General features: G+C 51.3%; 20 protein-coding genes. 14 read left to right on the forward strand and 6 right to left on the reverse strand.

What is annotated here, in order from left to right; translation table 11 throughout:
* Window positions 1–72: 72 nt before the first annotated feature.
* Complete coding sequence (locus B5D63_RS04420) at window positions 73–471, reverse strand: hypothetical protein (protein ID WP_143312760.1); 399 nt, start codon at window positions 469–471, stop codon at window positions 73–75.
* A 238-nt stretch (window positions 472–709) separates the two neighbouring features.
* Here B5D63_RS04420 and B5D63_RS04425 point away from each other — a divergent pair, with 238 nt between their 5' ends.
* A complete protein-coding gene (locus tag B5D63_RS04425; RefSeq protein ID WP_078667535.1) occupies window positions 710–1,399 on the forward strand; it encodes a VIT1/CCC1 transporter family protein in 690 nt (229 codons plus the stop codon).
* Between the two features lie 2 nt (window positions 1,400–1,401).
* On the opposite strand, the gene B5D63_RS04430 is transcribed toward B5D63_RS04425, so the two are convergent.
* Window positions 1,402–2,907: an ADP-ribosylglycohydrolase family protein gene (locus B5D63_RS04430; RefSeq protein ID WP_078667536.1), complete on the reverse strand. Its 1,506-nt coding sequence runs from the start codon at window positions 2,905–2,907 to the stop codon at window positions 1,402–1,404.
* Between the two features lie 158 nt (window positions 2,908–3,065).
* On the opposite strand from B5D63_RS04430, the gene zwf reads away from it, so the two are divergent.
* Window positions 3,066–4,586 carry a glucose-6-phosphate dehydrogenase gene (gene zwf, locus B5D63_RS04435; protein ID WP_078668539.1) on the forward strand — a complete coding sequence of 507 codons (1,521 nt, stop codon included), beginning with the start codon at window positions 3,066–3,068 and terminating at the stop codon, window positions 4,584–4,586.
* A gap of 2 nt (window positions 4,587–4,588) precedes the next feature.
* Here the strand turns inward: zwf and B5D63_RS04440 are convergent, their stop codons facing one another.
* A complete protein-coding gene (locus B5D63_RS04440) occupies window positions 4,589–5,644 on the reverse strand; it encodes a serine hydrolase domain-containing protein (protein ID WP_159455882.1) in 1,056 nt (351 codons plus the stop codon).
* Between the two features lie 246 nt (window positions 5,645–5,890).
* Between B5D63_RS04440 and B5D63_RS04445 the strand changes: the two genes are divergently transcribed.
* The 3 genes from B5D63_RS04445 (at window position 5,891) to B5D63_RS04455 (ending at window position 12,080) form a co-directional block, all read left to right on the forward strand.
* Window positions 5,891–8,035: an Ig-like domain-containing protein gene (locus B5D63_RS04445; RefSeq protein WP_078667538.1), complete on the forward strand. Its 2,145-nt coding sequence runs from the start codon at window positions 5,891–5,893 to the stop codon at window positions 8,033–8,035.
* A gap of 144 nt (window positions 8,036–8,179) precedes the next feature.
* Window positions 8,180–10,708, forward strand: a complete 2,529-nt coding sequence (uvrA, locus tag B5D63_RS04450) for an excinuclease ABC subunit UvrA (RefSeq protein ID WP_078667539.1) — start codon at window positions 8,180–8,182, stop codon at window positions 10,706–10,708.
* A gap of 58 nt (window positions 10,709–10,766) precedes the next feature.
* Entirely contained in the window at window positions 10,767–12,080 is a 1,314-nt protein-coding gene (locus B5D63_RS04455; RefSeq protein WP_078667540.1) for a sulfatase-like hydrolase/transferase, read from the forward strand.
* A gap of 194 nt (window positions 12,081–12,274) precedes the next feature.
* Here B5D63_RS04455 and B5D63_RS04460 read toward each other — a convergent pair whose 3' ends face one another.
* Window positions 12,275–12,937, reverse strand: a complete 663-nt coding sequence (locus B5D63_RS04460; RefSeq protein WP_159455883.1) for a Crp/Fnr family transcriptional regulator — start codon at window positions 12,935–12,937, stop codon at window positions 12,275–12,277.
* A gap of 55 nt (window positions 12,938–12,992) precedes the next feature.
* On the opposite strand from B5D63_RS04460, the gene B5D63_RS04465 reads away from it, so the two are divergent.
* From B5D63_RS04465 to B5D63_RS04485, 5 genes are all read left to right on the forward strand, one after another.
* Window positions 12,993–13,685: an HAD family hydrolase gene (locus tag B5D63_RS04465; protein WP_078668540.1), complete on the forward strand. Its 693-nt coding sequence runs from the start codon at window positions 12,993–12,995 to the stop codon at window positions 13,683–13,685.
* Window positions 13,682–14,305, forward strand: a complete 624-nt coding sequence (locus B5D63_RS04470; protein ID WP_078667542.1) for a chloramphenicol acetyltransferase — start codon at window positions 13,682–13,684, stop codon at window positions 14,303–14,305. Before B5D63_RS04465 ends, B5D63_RS04470 begins: the two co-directional genes overlap by 4 nt.
* A 128-nt stretch (window positions 14,306–14,433) precedes the next feature.
* Window positions 14,434–15,222 (forward strand): LytTR family DNA-binding domain-containing protein, encoded by a 789-nt coding sequence (locus B5D63_RS04475; protein WP_200816912.1) that lies wholly within the window; start codon window positions 14,434–14,436, stop codon window positions 15,220–15,222.
* Between the two features lie 206 nt (window positions 15,223–15,428).
* Window positions 15,429–15,941 (forward strand): dioxygenase family protein, encoded by a 513-nt coding sequence (locus B5D63_RS04480; protein ID WP_200816913.1) that lies wholly within the window; start codon window positions 15,429–15,431, stop codon window positions 15,939–15,941.
* Between the two features lie 190 nt (window positions 15,942–16,131).
* Complete coding sequence (locus B5D63_RS04485; RefSeq protein ID WP_078667544.1) at window positions 16,132–19,101, forward strand: endopygalactorunase; 2,970 nt, start codon at window positions 16,132–16,134, stop codon at window positions 19,099–19,101.
* A 5-nt stretch (window positions 19,102–19,106) separates the two neighbouring features.
* On the opposite strand, the gene B5D63_RS04490 is transcribed toward B5D63_RS04485, so the two are convergent.
* Window positions 19,107–19,490 carry a hypothetical protein gene (locus B5D63_RS04490; RefSeq protein WP_078667545.1) on the reverse strand — a complete coding sequence of 128 codons (384 nt, stop codon included), beginning with the start codon at window positions 19,488–19,490 and terminating at the stop codon, window positions 19,107–19,109.
* 129 nt (window positions 19,491–19,619) lie between these two features.
* Between B5D63_RS04490 and B5D63_RS04495 the strand changes: the two genes are divergently transcribed.
* Window positions 19,620–21,395: an ATP-binding response regulator gene (locus B5D63_RS04495; protein WP_078667546.1), complete on the forward strand. Its 1,776-nt coding sequence runs from the start codon at window positions 19,620–19,622 to the stop codon at window positions 21,393–21,395.
* Here B5D63_RS04495 and B5D63_RS04500 read toward each other — a convergent pair.
* Window positions 21,370–22,365: a terpene synthase family protein gene (locus B5D63_RS04500; protein WP_078667547.1), complete on the reverse strand. Its 996-nt coding sequence runs from the start codon at window positions 22,363–22,365 to the stop codon at window positions 21,370–21,372. The genes B5D63_RS04495 and B5D63_RS04500 overlap by 26 nt on opposite strands.
* 405 nt (window positions 22,366–22,770) lie before the next feature.
* Here B5D63_RS04500 and B5D63_RS04505 point away from each other — a divergent pair, with 405 nt between their 5' ends.
* From B5D63_RS04505 to B5D63_RS04515, 3 genes are all read left to right on the forward strand, one after another.
* A complete protein-coding gene (locus B5D63_RS04505; protein WP_159455884.1) occupies window positions 22,771–23,571 on the forward strand; it encodes a CRISPR-associated endoribonuclease Cas6 in 801 nt (266 codons plus the stop codon).
* 71 nt (window positions 23,572–23,642) lie between these two features.
* A complete protein-coding gene (locus B5D63_RS35385) occupies window positions 23,643–24,113 on the forward strand; it encodes a hypothetical protein (RefSeq protein ID WP_235021459.1) in 471 nt (156 codons plus the stop codon).
* A 4-nt stretch (window positions 24,114–24,117) separates the two neighbouring features.
* Window positions 24,118–24,300 (forward strand): hypothetical protein, encoded by a 183-nt coding sequence (locus B5D63_RS04515; protein ID WP_078667550.1) that lies wholly within the window; start codon window positions 24,118–24,120, stop codon window positions 24,298–24,300.
* The last annotated feature ends 136 nt before the right edge of the window (window positions 24,301–24,436 follow it).

Genomic DNA, 24,436 nt, shown 5'->3' on the forward strand with positions numbered 1-24,436 from the left:
AGGAGGAAAAAAGGCGTTCCCGCAGCGCATAGCGCTGCAGCGGGGCCTGGTAGCCTGCATCATTCAGTTATATCAGGACAAGGACGCTGATAAGGATTTGGGAGGCTGGAAAACGTTGTCCGGCAGCCGGCAGGGAGGAGGTCCGTCATTAATGATCAGGTAATCCTCCCGGGGCAGTTCTATCACGGGAGTAAACAGGGTGACCGGCGTTGGAGGTATTACGGTATGAAGGGTCATGCAGATAATGTCCGGTGTTTTGAACGGCAGCTGCATGTCCTGCTGATAATCATCGTCAAAAGGCTGCTCATCCACATAGTGCAGTTTCAGGAACGTCAGCAGGGTCATCTGAACGTTCTCCTGCTTATGTTTTTTGAAATGCTCCACCAGCAAAGGGAACTTGAGTAACTGGCCGGCATCGGTACTGCCAAACAGGTACACCAACAAGAGGATTATTGCAGTGGCCTTTTTCATAAATGAGATATCGGGACCAAAGATAAACATATTTGGAAATTGATGCCGGATAAAAAATCAGGCGGCGGGGGATTGTCCCTGAACGACGGGATACTTTTAAGTGTAAGGCGTGTACAGATGGTATACAACGGAGGAAAGTACATGCCTGCATTTCAAATTTACTGTAAATAATTAGGGCGGACAATTTATTTTTGCGCTATATCTCCCTATTTACAGCACCTTCAAACAGCGTCATTTTATGACACATCAGGAAAAACATTTTACCGGCTCCGAGCTGTTACGTGATATTGTGATCGGCATGTCCGACGGCCTCACTGTACCCTTTGCCCTCGCGGCAGGTCTCAGCGGCACCGTAAAGGACGTGAACCTCATCGTGATCGCCGGACTGGCGGAAATAGCGGCGGGCTCCATCGCTATGGGGCTGGGAGGCTACCTGGCCGGAAAAACGGAGCAGGACCATTACAACAGTGAACTGAAACGGGAATACGAAGAAATAGAAACGGTGCCGGAGCGGGAGCGGGAAGAGGTGGAGACGTTCTTTGCGGAGCTGGGCCTGAGCCGGGAGCTACAGCAGAAGGCAGCTGCGGAGCTGATCACGGACAAAGACCGCTGGGCGGATTTTATGATGAAGTATGAGCTGGGGCTGGAAAAACCGGATGCCCGCAGGGCAACGAAAAGTGCGCTTAATATCGGCATTTCCTATATCATCGGCGGACTGATACCGCTGATGCCTTATTTCTTCGTAGACGACGGGATAGAAGGACTGAAGATATCTGCCATGATCACCATCGTGTGTCTCTTCGCCTTCGGCTATTTTAAAAGCCGCCTCACAGGGTTGAATCCTCTGCTCGGCGGCATTCGTGTAGCCGTTATCGGTACTATTGCCGCGGGGTGTGCGTTTGCCATCGCCCGGTTAATCGGCGGGTAAGTTTATTTTCTGCGGAAGGTAACGTAGTAGCCTGTACGTAGTTCATAATCGGGATGCGGATTGATGACCTGCACTTTGATCAGATGTTTGCCCGCCGGGAGGTCCAGCCGGTGGCAGATTTCGTCTTTGCGCACCAGGTAGTTGGTCGGCATCCTGATGGTGTCTGTCACCTGACCGTCAATGCTGACAGTGGCGATAATGACGTGATCGGCCACCTCCCTCTTTTTGGCTGCATGACCGCTCAGTACAAACCCGTTGCCTTCAAAAGAAAGGCTGATGTCGTTCCCGTTCACATAAAACTCTTTTTTATGAATCGGCAGGAGGCCCGGAAAACTCTCTTCAAAGGCCACCGGCTCCGGTATTTGCAGGGGGAGGACCACTTTATCGCCCTGCTCTCTCCCTCCATGCCGTTTGATGTTTTCCAGCGCATGGCGATAGCTGATGTCGTAGGCTTTGTTGAGGGAGATACTGGTATACTTAAAATTGATGTCTTCTGATCCTGCCAGTCCGTCTTTCCATTTTTGCGGAATTTTATCGTATCCCAGCATGGTGCCGAGGATACCGCCGGCGGTGGAAGGGTTGCAGTCAGCATCCTGGCCGGCGCGGGTGGAGATCTCCAGCGTTTTGGCATAGTCGCCGTTGCCATACAGCAGTCCCATGATCACGTAAGCACAGTTAATGGTGGCATCGATATTCAGCGGGTCGAAGACGGCGCTGGGGCAGCTGATATCCGACGACCATTTCTTCTGCAGTTCAAACCAGGTACGGTGCCAATCGTCCGGGAACTGCTGATGCCAGCGGATCACGTCGGTCATGCACCGATGGAATTGCGTATGGGCGGGAATCACACGCAGCGCATCGCGTACGATCCGTTGCATATCATTGGATACGAAGGCGAGTGAGTACATGGCGCCGACATACACGCCGCCATACCAGCCGTTGCCATAGTTCATGATGTGCCCGATTTTGTGGCTGATCTGTGATGCGGCATTAGGCATGCCGGGGCTCATCAGGCCGGCGTAATCAGCTTCTATCTGGTAGTCGATACAATCGGCGTGCATGTTGTGCTGCCAGTGGCCGGAAGCAGGCGGGCGGAGGCCGTTGAGGATGTTGTAACGGGCGGCCTGGTTGGCATGCCACAACACATAACCCGCATGGGCAAACGCCTGTGCAAAGGAGTCTGCCGGTGCGTCGAGGCCGTGGCGCTCCATGACGTCCACGAAGGTGAGGTCCATGTACAGGTCATCATACAGCCCGGGAAAACTGTCCATCACTTCTTTTACATATCCTTTATGCCATTCCAGCGGCTGATAGTCCTGGATGTAAGTGCCGTTGAACCGGAACTCATAGGGACCGCCAAAGGTTACCCCGATGGTTTGCCCGGCCCAGCCGCCTTTGATCTTGTCCTGTAATGTCTTTTTCGATAAGGTGGATGTGTTGGATGGCTGCGCTGTCAGGGCCAGACTGCCCAGCAGATATGCCATTAACAGAATAACGCGTGTTTTCATGAGCGGGAAAGTTGTTATGGACACATAAGATAGTGTTTAATTTTAAAATTATTTAATAAATAAGCTGTCAATTAGAATATTTTTTTATAAATAAAATGATAACCTGCCCGCTGTAAAACTGTTGCACCGGTTAACTGAAATTGGGTTATTTTCAGGATATGAAACCTAAAAAAGCATATCCAGCCGCGATAACGATTTTCGGTGCCCGGGGAGATCTTACCCGCCGTAAGCTGATACCCGCACTGTATAATCTGTTTATAGAAAACCACCTGCCCGCTTTATTCGAGATCTTCTGTGTCGACTTTCAGACGGTAGATGAAGCTGCATTTAAAAACGATCTGCTGTCCGGTGTGAATGAATTCAGCCGTAACGGCAAGGCGGAACCGTCAAAATGGGCCGGATTCGCCGCACGTATCAGTTATCTGCAAGGAGACTTTACCAAAAAGGAGACCTACATCTCCCTGAAAACAAAAGTGGAGGACTTTGAGAAGAGCAGTAAACAACGGGGCAACCGCATGTTTTATTTCGCTGTGGCGCCACGGTTCATAGAGGTGATCGCAGAAGCGCTGTCTACCCGCAAGTTGTGCAGCAACAAAACGCATGACCGTATTGTGGTGGAGAAACCTTTTGGCACTGATCTGGCCACCGCCAGGAAGCTGAACCACTTTCTCACCAAACGTTTTTCAGAGAAACAGGTATATCGTATTGATCATTACCTGGGTAAGGAAACGGTGCAGAACATCATGGCTTTCCGCTTTGCCAACTTCGTATTTGAACCATTGTGGAATAAAAACTACATCGATCATATACAAATCAGTGTAGCCGAACAGGTGAGTGTGGGCAAACGCGGCGGTTACTACGACGCCAGCGGCGCCCTGCGCGATATGATCCAGAACCACCTGCTGCAGTTGTTGTGCATTGTGGCCATGGAATGCCCCGGCGCCTATAAGGCAGAAGCCATCCGCGACGCCAAAACCAAAGTGCTGAAAAGTATCCGGCCGTTTACCACCCAACAGGTGTTTAAGAATGTGGTGAGAGCGCAGTATACGGCTGGTGAAGTAGATGATGTACAACGGATCGCTTACCGTCAGGAAGAACAGGTATCGCCTGAATCCAATACAGAAACATTCGTCGCCCTGAAGATGCTGATCGACAACCCGCGCTGGGAAGGTGTTCCCTTTTTCCTCCGTACCGGCAAATCCATGACGCGGCAGTCTTCCGTGATCGTAGTGCAGTTCAAAGACTCACCGCATAAAATCTTCAAAGACGATATCGTTCCCAACAGGCTGATCATCAGCATACAGCCGGAGCTGGAAATCAGCCTGTTGTTTGAAAGCAAGGTGCCCGGGCTGCAGATGAAACTGGTACCGGTAGAGATGGACTTCACTTACCAGGAAGCCTATACGGAATCCCTGCCGGAAGCTTACGAAGCACTGCTGCTGGACGTGTTGCACGGTGATGCCACCCTTTTCATGCGCGCCGACCAGGTGGAGGCAGCCTGGAAAGTGGTGATGCCTATTCTCGACGCCTGGAAAAAATCGCCCTCCAAACAATTACAGTTCTACGAATCCGGTACCTGGGGACCGGCAGCCGGTAGCAATCTGCTGAAGCCATACGCCAAAGAGTGGTACAGGCTACCCTCCCGTGAAACAGTCAAGAAACTGGCCGTTAACAAGTAATATCACGGCACAATACTTCTCACTGCGTTCCTCACTTTTAAACAGGTGGGGGCCGTCGTGAGATAACCTTCCTGTGCAATAAAGGTAAAAATGATGCCGGTAGTTTTTTTCGGGTAGTTGATCCACGGATGACTGCCGAAAGCGCCGGGGCTGCTGCTTTCGATGACCATGTCGCCGGCGCCGGTGTTGTCGCGCCAGTTGCCGATACCGTAAAAATCGGACGTGTTAAGCCATGCCAGCGGATAAGGCGTGTAGCCTACGGTTGTACCGCTTATCTGGCCCCCTTCCATCGCGGCAACTGCCGCTTCGCTGAGCACACGCGTGCCATTTGGCGTAACGCCCTTGTTGACCAGCATATCCAGAAATTTCATATAGTCATTCGGGGTGCTGCGGGCGCCGCCTGCAATAAGGGGATTTGCTGTGAGACCGAAATCCGTGCTGGTCATCCCGCAGGGGGTGAAAATTTTGTCGGCGGATATTTCCTTCCAGCTTTTACTACTGACTATTTCGCAGATACGTCCTGCTACCTGCATACTTACGCCACCATAATAAAACACTTTCCCCGGAGGATAAAGCAACGGAACATTCCGGCCGATGGCATCCACCGCCGCTTCCAGCGTCAGCAGCGGATTAGATTCATATCCCTGGCTGGAATTGCCGGGAAAGCCGGAAGTATGGGAAAACAGCTGCGCGATGGTGATGCTGCCTTTCCCGTTGGCCGTGAACACCGGCAGAAACTTACCTACGGTATCAGACAGTTTTAGTTTACCTTCATCTACAAGGCTCATCAACACGGCGCCAGACAACCATTTGGAACAGGAGGCGATCAATTGACGGGTATTACCGTCATAACCACCGTAACTTCTGTTGTACACTTCCCGTCCGTTAACATGAATGACCGCGTAACCTTTTCCATTGAAACGCACTGGAACGGAATCATCCAGTATTTTATCAATCACATTATAACCCGATGCATGTTGCATTCCGGTAGTTTCTTTTTTACAGGCCGCCGTAATGATGCATAACAGTGGCAGGATCAGCAGGGGATAAGCTCTCATGACAGTTTTTTGATGATAACACTGCAATATAAACAGGATAAGATCAATGTTTATTATATGAACATGTGATTTTTTTATGGTAAGCGTCATGTTTAAACCTCCTTTCCTTGCTGCACTGCGGTCTTATTTGTAGCCGGTGTGGGTATTTTCATTATTGGTAGGTACTGTTAAGCTAAAGCCCTGTTCTGATATATCCGTGAAAACGCGTTTATTCCTCTTTTTATAACCCTCTAACGTTTAACCATTATGCTATCCGAATTTTACACTTTTAAAAAACTATTGTACCTCAGCCTTTTCTTCATCTGCTTATTTGCTTATAGCGCCAGGGCGCAGACTTACGCCAACAGCCAGACCAATGGCGTGACCGGCTTGTGCCTGTTGTGTGGGGTCTCCAATCCGGACAATGCGGTGAACGGTAACCTGAACGATTATTCCACTTTCAACATCAGCGTGGGGTTGCTGGGCGTTTCTGTACACCAGACACTCAATTTCCCGGCTGGCGGTACTGCCGGCTGCGATTCACTGGTGATTGGCGTTGGCAGTGGTAATGGCATCCTGTCGTTAAACCTGGTAGGAGGTGTTACCGTTGCGACCCTGAATGGCGTCGTTCCCAATAACGACGGACATGTGGTGGACAGCAGCAATTTCAGGCCATGGGGCAACAATCGGGGGGAAATCATCTTAAAGCCTGCCGCGTCTTTCGACCGGGTAAAGGTCTCTTTGTCCAGCAGCCTCATAGGACTGCTGAATGCTTTCCAGGTGTATTATGCCTATCGTAAGCCTGCGCTACTGTCTCCGTTATTGCCCGACACTGTTAATCTCTGTAGCGGTGATACTGCATCCCTCGCGGCTGTGGCGCCGGCCGGAACGACAGTGCGATGGTATAATACGCCCGCGGGTGGGGCGCCGCTTTATACCGGCGCTACCTATAAAGTAAGTCCCGTTACAACGACAGACTACTATGCCGAAGCCGCGCTGAACGGATGTACCAGCACACGTAAAAAGGTAACCGTGATCGTACATCCGAAGCCTGCTAACCCGGTGTTCTCCGTAACGCCGAGTATTGTCTGCAATACAACAGGCGTAGGAATCGACAACTATACGCCGGATGTTTATTATAACGTACGTACCGTATATACGGGGATCGACGGGCTATTGCTGGATTCATCCTATACCGTGATGAATGGAGATACGGTGGTTGTCCGGGACCTGAACGCTTACCTGAATGTTACCGTCAACCTTTACATACAGGCTGTCAACAAAATCACAGGATGCCGGTCAGATACGGTGATGCAGACAATGATTCTGGGTGCGCACGGCACCTACGCGGATGCAGTACCGGTGAATGTGACTATTTGTAAAGGAGACAGCGTTACGCTCTATGCCTATGGCCATGGGCAGGAAACCAATCCCCTCCTGAATATACGATGGTATAGTGTGCCCACGGGCGGAGTGGAGTTGCACAGAGGAAAATATTTCAAGGTAGGGCCGCTGGACACGACTCATTATTATGTAGTGCCCGGCTACCATTGCGAATACCTGCAACGTACTAAAGTAACGGTGAATGTACGCAAGCTGCCGGACCCCGTTTACACCGTACCACAGGGCATGACCTGTGGCGCTACTAAATTAAAAGTACAGAATTATCAACCTGGGTACAGTTACCGGGTGAGGGTGAAGTTCAGGTATACCACGCAGCTGTTGCTGGATACTGCTTACTTTGTTCCGCACACGGACACCTTTTTTATTCCGGGATACCCGACACCTATACCCGCAGCAATAGATATATGGGTACAGGCAGTCGATTCCGTAACAGGATGCAGGTCTGATTCTGTTTACCGCCGTATGAATACAGACGGCTATGCTGCCCAGCCCAGGGTAACGACAGACACCGTGTTCGTTTGCAGTGGCGACAGCGTGGTACTGCATGCATTTGACCCGATTTATACACAGTCCCGTATCCGCTGGTATAACGTGCCTTCCGGCGGAAGCAGGTTGTATACCGGCAGCGATTATAAGGTGAGCCCGCAAACTACGACCGTGTATTATGCCGCGGGAGGTTATGGGTGTGAATACCCTGTACGTACGCCCGTGACCGTGATTGTGAACCAGTGTACGGAGCAGGCGCAGACGCTGCAGAAAACGCCGCTAAGACATACACTGGAATTATTCCCCAATCCCAGTGCTGGTATGGTAAGGTTAAATATTGACAAATTGCTTCCCGGAAGCGTGCTTATTCTCAGGAATGTTCATGGTGTGGAAGTGCAGCGGGAAGTATTGACGGGTAACAATTTTTCGATTTCTCCGCGGCTCTCTGACGGGATCTATTTTATTGAGATCAGAAACAATAGAAATGAAGTCCATACAGGGAGGGTAGTACTGAAGCGATAATGGTGTTTATTTAAAGAGAGGGCATCCCGGAACAGGGATGCCCTTTTTATGAGTGCTCTTGCGGGATATAAATATTTGAAATTTATTTAGTGTGTATTTTTTGTTGAATAGCAACGGCGGGCACAGTCTTTGTGCGCCGAAAGCATGCAAAAAACAACAGGGAACCCTGTCTCACCAGAACACAAAGGATTTTTGCGTGTGCGCGGGGCACGCGAGCATAACCTCAAAAATGTAGACCTTGATATTCCAAGAGATGCACTGGTAGTATTCACCGGCGTATCGGGATCCGGCAAATCGTCGCTGGCCTTTGGAACGCTTTACGCGGAAGCACAGCGCCGTTACCTGGAATCGGTATCACCCTATGCGCGCCGGCTGTTTCACCAGATGTCGGTACCGGAGGTAGACGAAATCACCGGGCTGCCGCCGGCGGTGGCGCTGCAGCAGCAACGGGGACTTCCTACCACACGGTCGTCCGTAGGGAGTGTGACCACATTGTCTAACCTGTTGCGTATGCTGTATTCCCGTGCGGGCCATTACCCCAAGGGGCAGCCTCACCTGGAAGCAGAGGCATTCTCGCCCAACACGCCGGCAGGAGCCTGTCCGCAATGCTACGGCCTGGGCAGGGTGTATGAGGTCACAGAGCGCTCTATGGTGCCGGACGATACGCTTACCATCCGGGAGCGTGCTATCGCCTCCTGGCCTACCGCCTGGTATGGCCAGAACCTGCGGGACATCCTCATCACCCTCGGCTACGACGTGGACAGGCCGTGGAAAGAGCTGCCTCAAAAAGACCGCGACTGGATACTGTTCACAGAAGAACAACCTGTGGTGCCGGTATATCCGGGTTTCACGCACGCGGAAGTAAAACAGGCTATCAAACAGAAAGTAGAACCTTCCTATATGGGCACCTTCTCCGGCGCCCGCCGCTATGTATTGCACACCTTTGCCAATACGGAAAGCGCTTCCATGAAGAAGCGGGTATCCCAATACATGGAAAGCGCGGAATGTCCTACCTGTCATGGTAAACGGCTGCAGCCCGCCTCTTTGTCGGTCACCTTTGCCGGCCTGGACATCGGCGAGATCGCCCGCCTGCCGCTCTCGCGCCTTACGGAGCTGATGCGGCCCTATGCAGAGGGAAAAGTGAATCACCATACAGACCATCCCGAAAGGGCGATCGTAGCCCGGCGTATTGCCGCCGACCTGGTAGGCCGGCTGGAAGTACTGCTGGACCTCGGGCTGGGATACCTGCTACTGGAGCGGAGCACACCTACCTTATCGCCTGGTGAGCTGCAGCGTCTGAGGCTGGCCACACAGGTACGTTCCAACCTGTTCGGCGTGGTGTATGTGCTGGACGAACCTTCTGCCGGTCTGCATCCGGCAGATACCGCAGCGCTGCTCCGCGCACTCGAAAGGCTGAAAGCTTCGGGCAACTCCCTCTTTGTAGTAGAGCATGACCTGGACGTGATCCGTCATGCCGACTGGATCGTGGACGTAGGACCCGCTGCCGGCGAGCACGGAGGGCATATCCTGTATAGCGGCCCCACCGCCGGCCTGGCGGCGGTAAAAGCTTCCCGCACCCGGGAGTTTCTCTTTGCGGAAGCACCCGTAAAACCCCGCCAGCCCCGTAAGCCCACCCGGTGGCTGCAACTGGAAGGGGTGACCCGGAACAATCTACATCAGCTCGATGCCACGTTTCCGCTGGGCTGTATGACAACGGTGACCGGCATTTCCGGCTCCGGTAAATCCAGTCTCGTCAGCCAGGTGCTGGTGGAACTGGTAGCGGCGCAACTGGGGATGGAGCTGCCCACCGAAGGGGAAGAGGGAGAAGGACTGGAACAGCCGGCCCCCGCCACGCTGGACGGCCGCATTACGGCCGGGATGGAACATATCAAAAGGCTGGTGCAGGTTGACCAGAAGCCGATAGGCCGTACCCCCCGCTCTAACCTCGCCACCTATACGGGATTGTTTGATCATGTACGGAAACTGTTTGCCGACACCAAAGCCGCCCGTGCCCGGAAATATGACGCCGGCCGGTTTTCTTTCAATGTCGCCAAAGGACGCTGTGAAACATGCCAGGGCGAAGGTTTTGTGATGGTGGAACTGTTATTCCTGCCCAGTGTATATGCCCCCTGTCCCACCTGTCATGGTGCGCGGTACAATGCCAAAACACTGGAGATCACCTATAAGGAGAAGAACATCGCGGAAGTGCTGGAGCTGACGGTGGATGCGGCTTACGGCTTCTTTGCAGATGATCCGAAAATACATCGCTCGCTGAGTGTGCTGCGGGAAGTGGGACTGGGCTATCTGCGGCTCGGCCAACCGGCCACGCAGCTGTCAGGAGGTGAAGCGCAGCGTATTAAACTGGCCACAGAGCTGCAGCGGATGGGGCGTGGCGATACCCTGTATGTGCTTGACGAGCCTACCACGGGGCTGCATCCATCGGATACGGAGAAACTGGTGGCCCAGCTGGAAGGACTGGTGGTCGCCGGCAATACTGTCATCGTGGTGGAGCATGAAATGCGGGTGGTCTCCGCCAGTGACTGGGTGATAGATATCGGTCCCGGCGCGGGCGAGGAGGGCGGTCATATTGTGGCTGCCGGCACGCCTGCTGCCGTGGCCAAAGCGAAAGGCAGCCGTACCGCGCCTTACCTGGCCAGTTTCCTCCGTGGATAATTTCTTCGAAAATTCCATCGTAAAATTTGTAATTCGCAGTACGAAACAGTCAACAACAATGAAGAAAAATCTTTTATGGCTGCTGCCTGCGTTGCTGTCCTTACAGCTCAGTGCGCAGCAGCGCAAGCCGAATGTGATCTTTATCCTCGCCGATGATATGGGGTATGGTGATCTCAGCTGCTACGGCAGCCCACAGATCCGTACCCCGCAGCTGGACCGCCTGGCGAAAGAAGGGTTCCACAGTACCGGATTCATGGTGTCTGCGCCTTCCTGTACGCCCAGCAGGGCGTCGCTGCTTACCGGCCGATATCCCGATAAAGTGAACATGCCCTATGCCGTGGCGCCCGGCGACCGTCACGCGCTGGCAGACAGTATTTTTACCCTCGCCAAAATGTTTAAGGCCAACCACTATCAGACGATGATGATCGGTAAATGGCATCTTGGTGACAAAGCCAATAGCCGGCCGCTGTCGCATGGCTTCGATCATTTCTTCGGAATGCTGTACAGCCACGATTATCAGTCGCCTTTTGTCAACACAGATACTACGCTGGCTGTCTTCCATGATAATACCCGTGTCATTGAAAAGCCGGACTACAGTAAGCTGATGGGCTGGTATACCGATAGCGCGCTGGCTTATATTCAACGCGCCAGCCGCAGCAATCAGCCGTTTTTCCTGTATCTGCCTTTCCCGATGCCGCATGCACCGCTGGCGGTTCCCCGGGAGTGGGCCGGCAAATCACGGGCTGGGTTATACGGAGATGTCATTGAACAGCAGGATGCCTGCATCGGAAAAATCATCGCTTTACTACGCACGCTGAAACTGGATAAAAACACCATTGTGATGTTCACCAGCGATAACGGACCATGGAATGCCATGCCCGACCGCATGTTGCAGCGTGATATTGTAAAACCGTGGGACCACGGTTCCACCGGGCCTTTCCGCGGGGGCAAGGCCAATACCTACGAAGGGGGGCACCGTATGCCGTTTATTGCCTGGGCGCCAGGCCGTATCCCTGCCGCTACCGAAGGAGACCAGCCTTTTATCATCAATGATATCTTACCGACGCTGGCTACCGCTACCGGCTATACGCAGCCGCTGCCGGCCAACCTCGAAGGCGTCAATTGCTGGGGACACATTACCGGCCGCCAGCCCCGGCTGCCAGAAAGGCCGCTGTTTTACCTGAGTGCGGTCGGGAAACTGGAAGGGGTGCGACAGGGTGATTGGAAACTGCGTATCGCCACTGTAGAAAAAGACAAAACACCGGAAGTGGAATTGTATAACCTGACACTGGACAACAGCGAAAAACATAACGTGGCAGGGAAGTATCCCGAAATAGTATCAACATTGAAACAGCTGATGGATAAATACTGACACCTTTGTTGGGATAGCCTTTCGCGGTTTTGCCGGACATGCCCTCCAGCACTTTCTGAAAACTGATATCCCGTTATAATCAGTGTTTCGCCCCGGGGAATACCCGGGGTTTTTTATGTTGGCTTCCCGGGCTTACACCCGGCGCTGCGGTGTCAGCGTCTGCCGGTATTTCAAGGCTGTTAAAGAAAGTTATGCTACTCCCCGTATTCCCGCATTAACCGCTCAAATACATCCCGGTCAATATACAGATCGAAACTATCGGGATGGACGATACTTCTTTCCCGCAGTTGCTTAAGGGAACGGTTAAAACTTCTCACCGATACCCCCAGGTAGTCTGCCAGGTCTTTCTTGGCAAAATTGGTTTGCTGTGTAGCGAGGACAGATAATAACTTCAGTATAGCGTACTCAGCAGGGTAGACCTGCTGATAGGAGGCCCGGGCGGAGGTCTGATTCAGCCGGTGCGCGAGGGACAGTAACAGGAGCCGGTTCAGCTCCGCGTTATGCGTGATGAGGTAAGCAAAATAATCCGTGGTGATACACCATGCGGTCACCTCCGTCAGGGCAGTCACCGTGGTCAGGTTAAGTGTCTTCTGAATGACTTCTATCTCTCCCAGCAGTTCCCCTTCGCCCAAAAACTGGACGATAAAATCTTTCCCGTTGTCTTCCGTGATATGCACTTTGGAAAGCCCCGTCTGTTGCACAAAGACATATTTATTCCCCTGCCCCTGTTTGAGCAGGTGGCCGCCCGCGGGCCAGGTCTGCAGAAATACCCGGTCCTTCTTTTCGGTTTCCGTCAGCTGGTTTTCAATGAATGTTAAAATAGCGCGATTGGTATGTATCATGGTGAGCTGGGACAAATGTCCCGTTTTTTCGCAGTTGAAGCTATTAATTTTACAGAAATTTTCAGAATTTATGAGAGGCATACAAACCATCGCCTTCGATGCGGATGATACATTATGGGTCAATGAACCCTATTTCAGGGAGGTAGAAAACAAATTCTGCGGTCTCCTGGAAGACTATTTGCCCCATCATACCGTGGCGCAGGAATTATTTAAAACAGAGATGCAGAACCTGCCGCTGTACGGTTACGGCGTAAAAGCGTTCATGCTGGCCATGATAGAAACTATTCTGCGAGTGACGGAAAACAACGCCAGTCCCGCGCTGATCGCCAAAGTGCTGGAATACGGCAAGGAGCAGCTGGCCAAAGACATCGAACTGCTGGACGGTGTAAAGGAAGTACTTGATACCCTCAAAGGCAAATACCGGCTGGTGGTCGCTACTAAAGGCGATCTGCTGGACCAGGAGCGGAAACTCAACAAGTCCGGCCTGGCTCACTATTTCCATCATATCGAAATTATGAGCGATAAACAGGAAAAAGACTACCGTAAACTGCTGCGGCATCTGGATTGCTCACCGGAAGCATTTCTCATGATCGGCAACTCCATCAAATCGGATATATTGCCGGTACTGGCGATTGGCGGCCACGCTATTCATATTCCTTATCATACCGTATGGGCGCATGAAGTGGTGGAAGGAGAGGTGAAAGACGAAAGATTTTATTCATTTGAAAACATTTCGGCGATCCTGCCGAGGCTATTGTCATGAAACAGCTGCTGGACATTAATACCTGGGCCAGAAAAGACCATTATCATTTTTTTAGCCAGTTCGAGGAGCCTTTTTTCGGCGTATGCGTAAATGTGGATTGTACCCGGGCTTACTACGTATCCAAGGCGCGTGGATATTCCTTTTTCTTATACTACCTGCATAAGGCCATGGTAGCGATGAACCTTACGGAACCTTTTCGTTACCGTATCATCGACAAACAGGTATGGGTATACGACCATATTGATCCTTCTCCGACCATCAACCGGCCGGACGGCACTTTTGGTTTTGCTTACTTCCCTTACCATGCGGATTTTGAAACCTTCGCAGCGACAGCGCGCGTGGAAACAGAGAAGGTGCAAAGCAGCAGCGGTCTTATACCCGCCGTATCCGGTGAAAACGTAGTGCATTGTTCTTCCATGCCCTGGATCAATTTTACCGGGTTGTCCCATGCCCGCAGCTTTACTTTCCCGGACAGCTGCCCGAAGATCTCCTTCGGTAAGATGACCGATAACGACGGTAAAATGACGATGCCGGTATCGCTACATGTGCATCATGCGCTGATGGATGGCTATCATGTGGGGCTGTTCCTGGAGGAGTTCCAGCGACAGCTGGATGTATAGTTACGCCAGGTAGTTGCTCACTTCAATCAGGTTCCCGTCCGGGTCCCGGAAGTAAATGGAGATAACCAAAATATCACACATTGACAATTCAATACGCATATCAGAATTTACGCAATAAACAGCGGTTAATGTTTGCCGTCTCCATCTGTACGTTGGGGATGATCGTCGCGAATGTGTTGTTGGACTATTGGTATTCCTGGTACCTGGAGCGTGCCTTTTACATGTCGGAATCGCTGTTGTTCAGCGTCTACTGGGTGATGTTTTTGCCTTTGTTGCCGGCGTTGTGGTGGCTGATAGAAAGAACGGAAAAGGTGGGATTGAAATTTGCCTTTACAGGCGGCGCCATTGCTTTTCACCTGTTGGCCTACCCGGCACTGGTGTGGGTACTGTCAAAAATGTTCTACTACCACACTTTTTCCTTTGGGCAGACTTTTCAATTCGGACTGTCTGCTTATTTCCTGAAATCGGTCATTGTCTATGGGTTTTTGCTGTTGATGTTAACGATACTACGTAAAAAAGTGGTTTCCCCGCCAACTGTCCGGGAGGCAGCCAGCAGCACAAGTTACCTTCATGCGCTTATCGTGGCGGACCATCATCATCAGAAACAGGTACTGGCGGTCAACGATATTTTTTGTTTTACGGCCTGTTCCCCTTATGTAACCATCCATCATTTATCCGGTAACTACCTGTATGCGGAAACACTGAAGTCCCTGGAAAGCCGGTTGGATGAAATACAGTTTGTGAGAATACATAAATCTCATATTGTTAACCTTCAGAAGATAACTTCCTATCAATCCCGGCAAAACGGAGATTATGATGTCTTCCTTTCCGATGGTGCTGTGGTAAGGGCAAGCCGCAATTATGCGAAGGCCTTTAAATCAAAGTTGGAAAGATGGACTCAGCATACGGTAAAATAAACTCAGCTTACCATATTAGGTTTGAAAATCAGAGGTTTGTCTGGTAATCTTTGTGAAAAAGTTCAAAGATGGAAAGATCCTTTTTTTGCAAAGTTACTTTGATTGGCTGCGCGCTCTTCATGAGTTGCAATGGGCAGACAAATGACCGGCCGGTACAAAAAATCGTCGGTGGGGGCTGTGATGGTTGTGAATTGATGTATATCGGCATGCCCCAAAAAATAAATGCTGTTGATACAAGCCCCGGTTGGAATGAAGAAGGGCAGCAGCTGATGGTGACCGGGACGGTCTTTCAGCAGGACGGAAGAACGCCGGCAAAAGATGTCGTTATCTACTATTGGCATACCGACAATGATGGATATTATTCTCCCGCTCCGGGAATGGATGAACGGGTGAAACGCCACGGGCATATCCGCGGATGGGTAAAAACCGGCCCGGATGGAAAATACGCTATCAAAACGATCCGGCCAGCCCCTTACCCGAAGGATATGTTGCCAGCGCATATTCATTTATCTGTCAAAGAGCCTGCTGTTGCTAATGAGTATTACACCGATGAAATTAATTTCGAAGGGGATACGTTGCTGGTAGCTCATTTCAGGAAATATCCTCCTGAAAACCGCGGTGGCAGTGGCGTCGTAAAGGTGCAGCTGAAAGACGGCCGGCAGGTAGCAGAACATAATATTGTTCTCGGTCTGAATATTCCGTATTATCCTAAAAAGTAGATGGCTGGGATTTCAGGACGATAATAGCAATCGCTTCACCGTTCAGGATAACGAAAGATAACCGGGGCCGTTGAGAGAGGGGCGTACCCGGTGTTGGAAACACGCTTCAGGGTTGGCCCAACAACAAATTTTTCACCGGACTATAATAATTTCAATCGATTGCGTAATTTAAGCCTTATTCCCTTCCGTTATGAAAAACATATTCATCCTGTTACTGGTCATCTTACTTGCAGGAACGGCGAAAGCGTTGCCCGCCGGGCTGCCGGTAAAAATTCCGGCTTCCGCCATGAGGGCCATTCCCTTACCGCTGCCGCGTGCGCAGGCCGGGCCGGCATCCCCGCATATCGCCTCCATCGTTGCAGACACGATCAAAGTAGTCACAGGCAGCACTGTTGCCTATACGGTAGATACCAAAGCAGATGAAGGCCTGGTCAGTACAGCCACCACGGTAGCGCACCTGTTGGCCGAACTGCAAACCAATGTAGCGGTGCAGCGCCGCCAGGTGACGACTGCAGACGGCAACCCCAAAGATACGGGCGTTATCCAGGCAGGGGATCGTCTTATCCTCACTAATCCAAGGGGTAGCACCATCTACTACCTGCTCCCGGAGCAACGCGCCCTCACGGGGAAACTGGAGCTGTTGCGACCGGTGGTCACGGCACAGGTGAAAAATACCATTACGCTTCACTACACCGCCGGCCAGCGGAGCCCGGATGCTACTGTAACGATACATTTCCCGGCAGGCATCACGATCACCCCGGAAAATACAACGGTCAACGTGATCGGCCGCGGCGCCGTGCTGCTCAGGGACCTGCCCGGCCAGTCCATCGGCCGCACAGGTACCCGCTACTCCTATAAGCGTGTGGGCGAAGCCGTTATTGAAAAGGCCGCAGATGGAAGCACCACGCTTACCTTGCGTCACCTGGACCTGCGCCCGGCCAATGGGCCCGACCTGGTGCTGGTGATACAGGATGTTATGCTGAACGACAGCGGAAGATATTTTATAAACGCTACCAGCACCACCTCGCAGCCGGCGGTGCTGGCCAGCTCGGGGCTGGCAGGGGAAACTGCGGACCTCTGGGTGACCAACACCATTGCAGATTTTAAAAGGGTAGTGGTAAAAGATAAACCGTATCATGAATTACCCCATGACTATACGCAGGTGCAGTTCCGCTGGACGCCGGTCACCGCCGGCAAGGTGACTATGGAATACTCTACAGACACCGGCAGGCACTGGTCAGCCGCCAAAGCGAGCATAGACGCAGCGCATGGCACGGCGTTCATCACCGGTCTGCGCCGTGACAAGCTATATCATTTCCGGCTGCTGGTGAAAGACGGCGTCCATCGCGGCAGCTCCAACATCGCCGGTGATTATACCGGCATGCTCGATGTACGGATGTTTGGCGTACACGGTAATGACACCGCCGATCATACCGCCGGTATCAATGAAGCGATCCGTTTTATGCACAACATCGGCGGCGGCACTTTATTATTCAGCGAAGGCGTCTACAACGTACGCACCGTACACCTGCTAAGCAACGTATACCTATATATCAGCAAAGAGGCCGTTATCCGTGCGGGGAAAGGTGCCGACGCCCCGGAAACCACCTGGTTCAGCGACAGGGCCTATCGCTCCGGCCTTTCACCAACAGATCGCGGTCCTTACGAAGACCCGGAAAACTACCTCACCAAGCAGGACGTAGGGCATCACTACTTCCACAACGCCATGTTCTTCGGAGAACGGCTCGATAACATTAAAATTATCGGCAACGGACGCATTACGGGCAACGGCCACCTCGTTACCAGTGACAAGGTGATGAACAACGCTCCCGACAAACGGGCAGATAAGATGTTTTCGCTGAAACTATGCACCAACGTGGAAATCGGTGGTCTCCACCGGGACCATGACCTCTGGTATGATTCCGTGAAAGACGTCCCTTATTATGTGGATAAAGGTGGTCTGCCCTCGTATGATGACAGCAACATGTTGCAGATAGATCGTGCAGGTCATTTTGTGCTGCTGGCCACGGGCACGGATACACTTTTTGTACATGACACTTACTTTGGCAAAATGGACCAGGCCAACGTGCGGGATATTTATGATTTTATGGCGTGTAACCAGGTAACGGTGCGGAATATTTATTCCCGCGTCAGTTCAGACGATATCGTGAAACCGGGATCTGACTGCTCACTGGGATTTACCCGTCCGGCGCGGCATTACCGGGTGCGCAACGTGATCGGGGATACCAACTGTAACCTTTTCCAGATAGGCTCCGAAACGGCGGACGACATCATGGACATCTGTGTGGACAACATTTATGTCCTGGGCGCCAATAAGGCTGGGTTTTCTATTTCCACCAACGACGGCGGACGGGTGAAAGATATTCATCTCAACTGCGGACATACCGGTCCGGTGAACCAGCGGTCCCGCATGATGCGCACCACGGCGCCTTTCTTTATCTCCATTTCCAACAGGGGCCGCGTGCTGGGGGCAACGGTGGGGCAATATACTTTCGTGGAAGAGGGCCGGAAGCGGACGGAGTTGCTGGTGCAAAATGTGAATATCGGACAGGTGGAAAACATCGTGATCAACAGCATTGATATTTCAGAAGTTTACGGGGGCAGCTCTTTTGGTAATGGTAGCCGCTGGAAGCCATTCGACGGATCGCAGCACCGCGCCACTTCCATCATCGCCGGTTATGCGCTGCCCGCGGCGGGGGCGGTGGAAGGCGGACTGGATTTTACGCTGCCGGATGGCCGTCATACCGGCTATATCCGCAATGTGGTGTTTAACGATGTGCATATCACGGACAAAGGCGGGCATCCCCTGGCCGATACGGCGCAGCGGCCGCCGGAACTGGGAGTAGGGCAGTATAATGTGTCTAACCTCAAAGTACAGCCTTCGTACGGACTATGGGCCCGTCATGTGGAAGGGCTTACCATTTCGGAAAGTTCGTTCAGATTTGAGCAGCCCGACAGCCGTTACGCTTTGTTCCTGGATGATGTGCAGGGCGCCGCGCTCTTTGGCATTAAAACCGTCAGGGCCGCCGGTGACAGCGAATGGCTCCGTTACATCCGGTCTTCCGGCGTTCGTTGGAAGAATATCCTGTTTTACCAGGAAGCGTGGGGCAAATCGCCGGTATCGGCCGGCAGCCGTTAGGATGGCTATTGGGCCCGGGTAGCCATGGTAATCGAAAACTCCAGTTTTTGGGCATTGATTTCTTTCAGCGGAATTTCCTTTTCATTATCAAGGCCACGGGTGAAATATACCGTGGTTTTTAGCGTTTGCCCCTTGTCCAGCCCATCTTCGAAAAGGGCTACGCCATATAGTTCTTTGTCCCCGGTAGATGTTGCTGAAATACGCAGAACGCCGATATTGTACTGGCCGTTGTTCTTCACCGTGATGATACCGTTCTGGTAGGTGTAAGTGATCCCTTTGATGGTGGCCAGGTATGTTTTGTTGGTACTTGTCGGGGCCTTGTACGTCTGGCATTTTGCCATGAACGGAGAAAGTGCTAAAAACAGCGAAAAAATCAGTAATTTATTCATCGAAAGATAAAAATATATTGCAAAAATACATTTTATCTTTATACGGCGAATTGTGGTTAATTTCGTAACAGTATTAATCAAGGATGTGATGTTTACCGTGGAGAATGTTCTCAGCAAACCAATATCCCAATGACCTATTTCAGACTATTCCACCCCGTGCTGCTCGCGCGGGAGATCATACATACGGGGACTGCCCAGCTGGAAGGAGAGGAGAAGAAACGAGTCAGTATCATCAACACCCTCAGTCTTGCATCTATTGCGCTTTGTTTGATTTTCGGTACCGTTATCTACTATCTTACCGGTAATCTGGAGATCCTGCTACCCGCTTACGCAGAAGCCCTTTTGTTTGTGGTGGTGCTTATGCTCAACCATTTCCGTTGGCATAATACGGCAGCCATCCTGACCGCCTTTGTGCATAATCTTTCCATCGTTTACTTCAGCGCCTTGCTGGGCATGGTAACGGAAGTGTACCTGCTTTTCTTTTTCCTTTTAGGTGCTGCGCTGATGGTATTTCATGGCAAGCCTTTGCTGATAAAGTTCAGTATTGCTATCTCGGTGATCTGCCTGGTATTGTGTGAGCTGAATTACTATTATTATTTTATAGAACCGCTGGAGCTCTCGCATTACGAACAGTTCCTCATTCGCTGGGTGACCATCCCGGCCATCCTGGTGCTGGACGTGCTTACTTTTGCCTTGTATGTACGTACGCTGCGCCGTAAAAACGCCCAGCTGGAGCGGAAAGCTACCGCGCTGGAAATGGCGGACAAAGCCACCCGGCGGCAGGCGATGGAAACGTCCCATGAAATGAGAAATCCGTTTAACGCGGTGTATGGCATTTCACAGGACCTGCTGATGCAGGTACAGAAAAGTGACCTGTATCCCGCGGAACTGAAAGCGTCTATAGAGCATTTGTATTCCGCCTCGCATAATGTGTTGCAGATCCTGAACAACAACCTGGAGCATTTCCGCCAGCAGGAAGGCGTGGCGCCGCAGCTGGAGTCAGGCGCATTTAATGTGCGGGACTGGGCCGGCGAGGCGACGGCCATCTACCAGTATATCGCGAATGTAAGAGATGTCAGTATTGCTTTGGAGATAGACCCGAAGATGCCTGCGCGGCTGGAGGGAGATAAGATCAAACTGACCCAGATACTCAATAACCTGTTGTTCAATGCTATCAAATTCACCCATGCGAACAGCACCGTAACTGTGCAGATCAGGCCTGATGGCCGGCAATGGCAGTTGCTGGTAAAAGACAGCGGAGACGGTATTCCGCCGGAGCGTCTGTCCACTATTTTTTCGCCCTATGTGTCCGAACAACATGCTTTCGGAGGGACTGGGCTGGGGCTGCCTATTGTGCAGCGTTTCGTGGAACTGATGGGCGGTACTATCGCTGTGACCAGCAAAACCGGAGAAGGCTCTGTGTTTACGGTCAACCTACCGCTGACAGCCGTAGAGGAGGCGCCGGCCCCGGAGGCTCCTGCGAATAAGAACATCACGCTGCAGGCTTTCCCTGGTGTGAAAGCGCTGGTGGTAGATGATAACCAGATGAGCAATATGATCCTGTGCCGTTTCCTCGAACGGATGGAGTGCAGTACTTCCGCTGCTTTGGGCGGAGAAGAGGGGCTGGAGAAAGCCATTGCCACGCAACCGGACATTATTTTCCTGGACTCCCATATGCCGGGTATGGACGGTAAAGCCACGCTGGCAGCGTTACAGGACAATCCTGCAACGCATAATGCCATCGTGATTATTGTTTCCGGCGACGCGGCCGAGGCATCCATTGCAGAGATGCTCGCAGCCGGCGCCGATGATTTTATGACCAAACCCATTGATCTGAAAAGCCTCAACGAGTTAATGATCAGATTTGAAGCTCGTCTTACTACAAATTCTCAGCGTAATCCGTGATTCGCAGGTCCTGGTTGGCGATACCGTAGCGGCTGGTATCTTTTGTGCTCCAGGAAATATTTCCTTCCATCATATGTTCCAGCATAAGGATATAGCTGTCCAGCAGCGGATAATCCTGTCCTGAGCTGAGTGACAGCAGTATTTCAGCGGTATGCAGGAACTGCCTGATTTCATCGTCGTGAACAGCGGCAGCTTCGTGGACGGCTTTTTCGAGGGGCAGCTGTCTTTTGTTTTTGATCATCATGACAAGGTTCAGCTCGTCGCCCTGTTCCAGCTCCTTGGTATAGGAAAACAGGTCGTTGGCCCAGCAGATGGTCCGGCTGCAAAGCAGGCCGAGGTCTTTGATCAGCGGGTCGGCATACCAGGATGCCGGCAGATGAATGCCTTCCATGATTTCTGCGAGGTCGAGGAAGAAGTTGGCGCCGCCGATCCCCGGGCGGTGCAGCATATAATCTTCCAGCGAGATGCTGCCGATAGCAGTCACATGTTGCATGCGCCAGCTGTTGGACATAAAAGCCGCCTGGAGGCTGGTGGTGAACCGCTGCTGCCAGTCGGCCGGCCCTATCTGTACCATACGCCGCCAGATGTCCTGCATGGCGAGCAGCAGGGGAGGGTCTTGCAGCGGCTCCGCCTGGTACCTGCCTCTCAGAATACCGATCATTTTACCGGCGAGGGCTTCAAAGCTGGTGCCGGGATCGTTGAGGGTGATACGGTCTATCTCATCGTCCCAAAGGAACAGGAGGGTGTTGAAGTCCGCAGCGATGGCGAGGCGGAAGAGATCGGCGTTGGGGAACATGCGGGCCACCATCCAGGTGAATTTCTGTTCCTGGTACAGCTGCCATTGACCGTCGTTGTTGTCCAGCCCGAATTTCCGGACCCAGGCGGCCGTATGGCGGTCTGCTTTTTCCACCAAAGGATTGAGTTTTCCCGGGAAGGGGCAGTACAGCCCCGGAAGTGTTGTTGTTTCCATAAACTAATATTTAAGTGTTTAAAAAGCGTAGGCGGGCGTTCTTCGGGTGCTTTGATCACCTGTACCAGTAGTATAGTCTTCACGGATCCATCTGCTCGGTCGTTGGCTGTTGAATAAGGCCGGGATAGCTGGCAGGGCAAAACAGGACGCACCTAAAATTAAGATTGTGGCGTTAATTAGCCGCGCCATTTCCGCAGTTTAACAGGCGCAGGGGAACAATACGGGGAGAAATGCGCCCGTTGGAGGGGTGAAATGCCGGTATTTGACTGGCGTAGGTTGCCCGTTTTAATAATTTTTTCGTTTTGAGATAGTACTTATTTGAAGGGAGGGCGTTACTAATTCAGTAGTCTGATTGTATTGTTCATGCTGTTGTCATCAACAGCCATCATTTTATTCATAGTAAACATGCGTTTCAGAATTAAACTAAAAGCCACGCAACCGGCAGCCGTCATTCCCATTAACTATCCGTATGCCTTATCGGCAGTAATTTCCAGAATATTACACCAGGCTGATGAAGACTATGCGTCTTTCCTGCATGAGAAAGGTTGTGCAAAGGCTGGTTCTCTTAAAGTATTTAAACACTTTTCTTTTTCAGAGATCCGAACTGCCTTTCGGATAGAAGGAGACCGTTTCCGTTTTCTTTCCGACGAGGCCATGTTTATGATCTCATTCCATCTGCCACAGGCTGCGGAAAGCTTTATTCAGGGGCTGTTTCTGGGAGAGACCATAGAAATTGCCGATCGCCGCAGCCAGGCGGCCTTCACGATCACTGAGGTGCTCCCGACACCGACACCGCTGGAAGATATTCCGGATACAGCCATCACGGAAGTGATACTGCAACCGTTTTCACCGCTGGTTTGCGGCACTAAGAATGACAGGGGATACTATGATTTCCTCTCGCCCCAGCATCCGGATTTTGTAAAACAACTGGTACATACCTGGCGGGAGAAATTTATCACCATGTATGGTGAAGAAGAAGTGGATACCATATTCGATCCCGTGAGCGTGGAAGTGGTGATGATGGAAAGACCGCCCAAATCACGGCTGGTGACCATCAAAGCGGATACGCCGCAGGAAACGAAAATCCGCGGCTACACGAATTTCAGGCTGAAAGTAAAAGGCGTGGGACAGGCACTGAAATTACTGGCCGATGCCGGCGCCGGTGTATACAACAGCGCCGGAATGGGAAGCTTACACATTTTATAAAGATATTTTTTGCGTGCCCATGGTTTCAATGGTCGCTTGTTGAGTCGATTTATCTAAAGTAAAGTACCATTGTGAATCGTTCACTTCTCCGCAATAGAAGTGGAATAGTGTTTACGACATCGTCGATCACCGGAGGGGGATCGACGATTTTTTTGAGAAGGCCGTGGTTGTCAAAAAAAATTACTATCTCCGCATTTTCCCGTGAAGTATATAAGTTGACAATTGTAAATAATATTACAATAATTCAAGGGTTGGTTAGTTTGGAGGTGAAAAGTGATCATATTTATATGCATTTGGTAGAAAGTGCTCCCTTCAATAAAGGAAAGATGAAAGTTTATGCCGGTGTTCCTGGTAATCTTGTCGCATTTGTGTGTCGGGTCTCTTTCAGAAGAGGGTTTGATGGTACAGTTTCCTTTCTTTCAAAGACACAATTAATTGATCATTATATTGAAAGTTTGGGCGCTATTCACATTGGCGGGCAACGTATGATTATCGAAACGAAAGCCGCACTAAAATTGATTGATAAATACTTTAAAAACTAGGTAAATGAAACATCGTAAGGTAGAATTGGACGTTGATTGTATTGGTGGGGTGAGGCCTTTAACCAAGGAAGATGAAAAAGTAATCAGTGAGTTTATCAAGGAAAGGAAAGACGCTAAAGGAAAAACCGGATCAGCTGCGATAGCTGGTAGAGATCGTAAAACCGTTAGAGTAAAGACTAAGTCATAGTTGCTTTCTTTCGTGATAAATAGCTCGCTAGGACCACTTTTTATTTCTTAGGCTGATGATTTGAAATTTAATCTCATTTAACCAATAACATTAAAAAGACCTGCATCTCTGCAGGTCCTGTTTATAAAAAATAATT

Source organism: Chitinophaga eiseniae (assembly GCF_900167135.1).
GTDB lineage: Bacteria > Bacteroidota > Bacteroidia > Chitinophagales > Chitinophagaceae > Chitinophaga > Chitinophaga eiseniae.

Coding starts and splice junctions, on each gene's coding strand:
- B5D63_RS04490 (WP_078667545.1), bottom strand. CDS start 19,490: ATGAATAAATTACTGATTTTTTCGCTGTTTTTAGCACTTTCTCCGTTC.
- B5D63_RS04425 (WP_078667535.1), top strand. CDS start 710: ATGACACATCAGGAAAAACATTTTACCGGCTCCGAGCTGTTACGTGAT.
- B5D63_RS04465 (WP_078668540.1), top strand. CDS start 12,993: ATGAGAGGCATACAAACCATCGCCTTCGATGCGGATGATACATTATGG.
- B5D63_RS04475 (WP_200816912.1), top strand. CDS start 14,434: ATGTTTGCCGTCTCCATCTGTACGTTGGGGATGATCGTCGCGAATGTG.
- B5D63_RS04485 (WP_078667544.1), top strand. CDS start 16,132: ATGAAAAACATATTCATCCTGTTACTGGTCATCTTACTTGCAGGAACG.
- B5D63_RS04515 (WP_078667550.1), top strand. CDS start 24,118: ATGAAACATCGTAAGGTAGAATTGGACGTTGATTGTATTGGTGGGGTG.
- zwf (WP_078668539.1), top strand. CDS start 3,066: ATGAAACCTAAAAAAGCATATCCAGCCGCGATAACGATTTTCGGTGCC.
- B5D63_RS04445 (WP_078667538.1), top strand. CDS start 5,891: ATGCTATCCGAATTTTACACTTTTAAAAAACTATTGTACCTCAGCCTT.
- B5D63_RS04455 (WP_078667540.1), top strand. CDS start 10,767: ATGAAGAAAAATCTTTTATGGCTGCTGCCTGCGTTGCTGTCCTTACAG.
- B5D63_RS04440 (WP_159455882.1), bottom strand. CDS start 5,644: ATGAGAGCTTATCCCCTGCTGATCCTGCCACTGTTATGCATCATTACG.
- B5D63_RS04505 (WP_159455884.1), top strand. CDS start 22,771: ATGCGTTTCAGAATTAAACTAAAAGCCACGCAACCGGCAGCCGTCATT.
- B5D63_RS04470 (WP_078667542.1), top strand. CDS start 13,682: ATGAAACAGCTGCTGGACATTAATACCTGGGCCAGAAAAGACCATTAT.
- B5D63_RS04430 (WP_078667536.1), bottom strand. CDS start 2,907: ATGAAAACACGCGTTATTCTGTTAATGGCATATCTGCTGGGCAGTCTG.
- B5D63_RS04420 (WP_143312760.1), bottom strand. CDS start 471: ATGAAAAAGGCCACTGCAATAATCCTCTTGTTGGTGTACCTGTTTGGC.
- B5D63_RS04495 (WP_078667546.1), top strand. CDS start 19,620: ATGACCTATTTCAGACTATTCCACCCCGTGCTGCTCGCGCGGGAGATC.
- B5D63_RS04480 (WP_200816913.1), top strand. CDS start 15,429: ATGCCCCAAAAAATAAATGCTGTTGATACAAGCCCCGGTTGGAATGAA.
- B5D63_RS04500 (WP_078667547.1), bottom strand. CDS start 22,365: ATGGAAACAACAACACTTCCGGGGCTGTACTGCCCCTTCCCGGGAAAA.
- uvrA (WP_078667539.1), top strand. CDS start 8,180: ATGCAAAAAACAACAGGGAACCCTGTCTCACCAGAACACAAAGGATTT.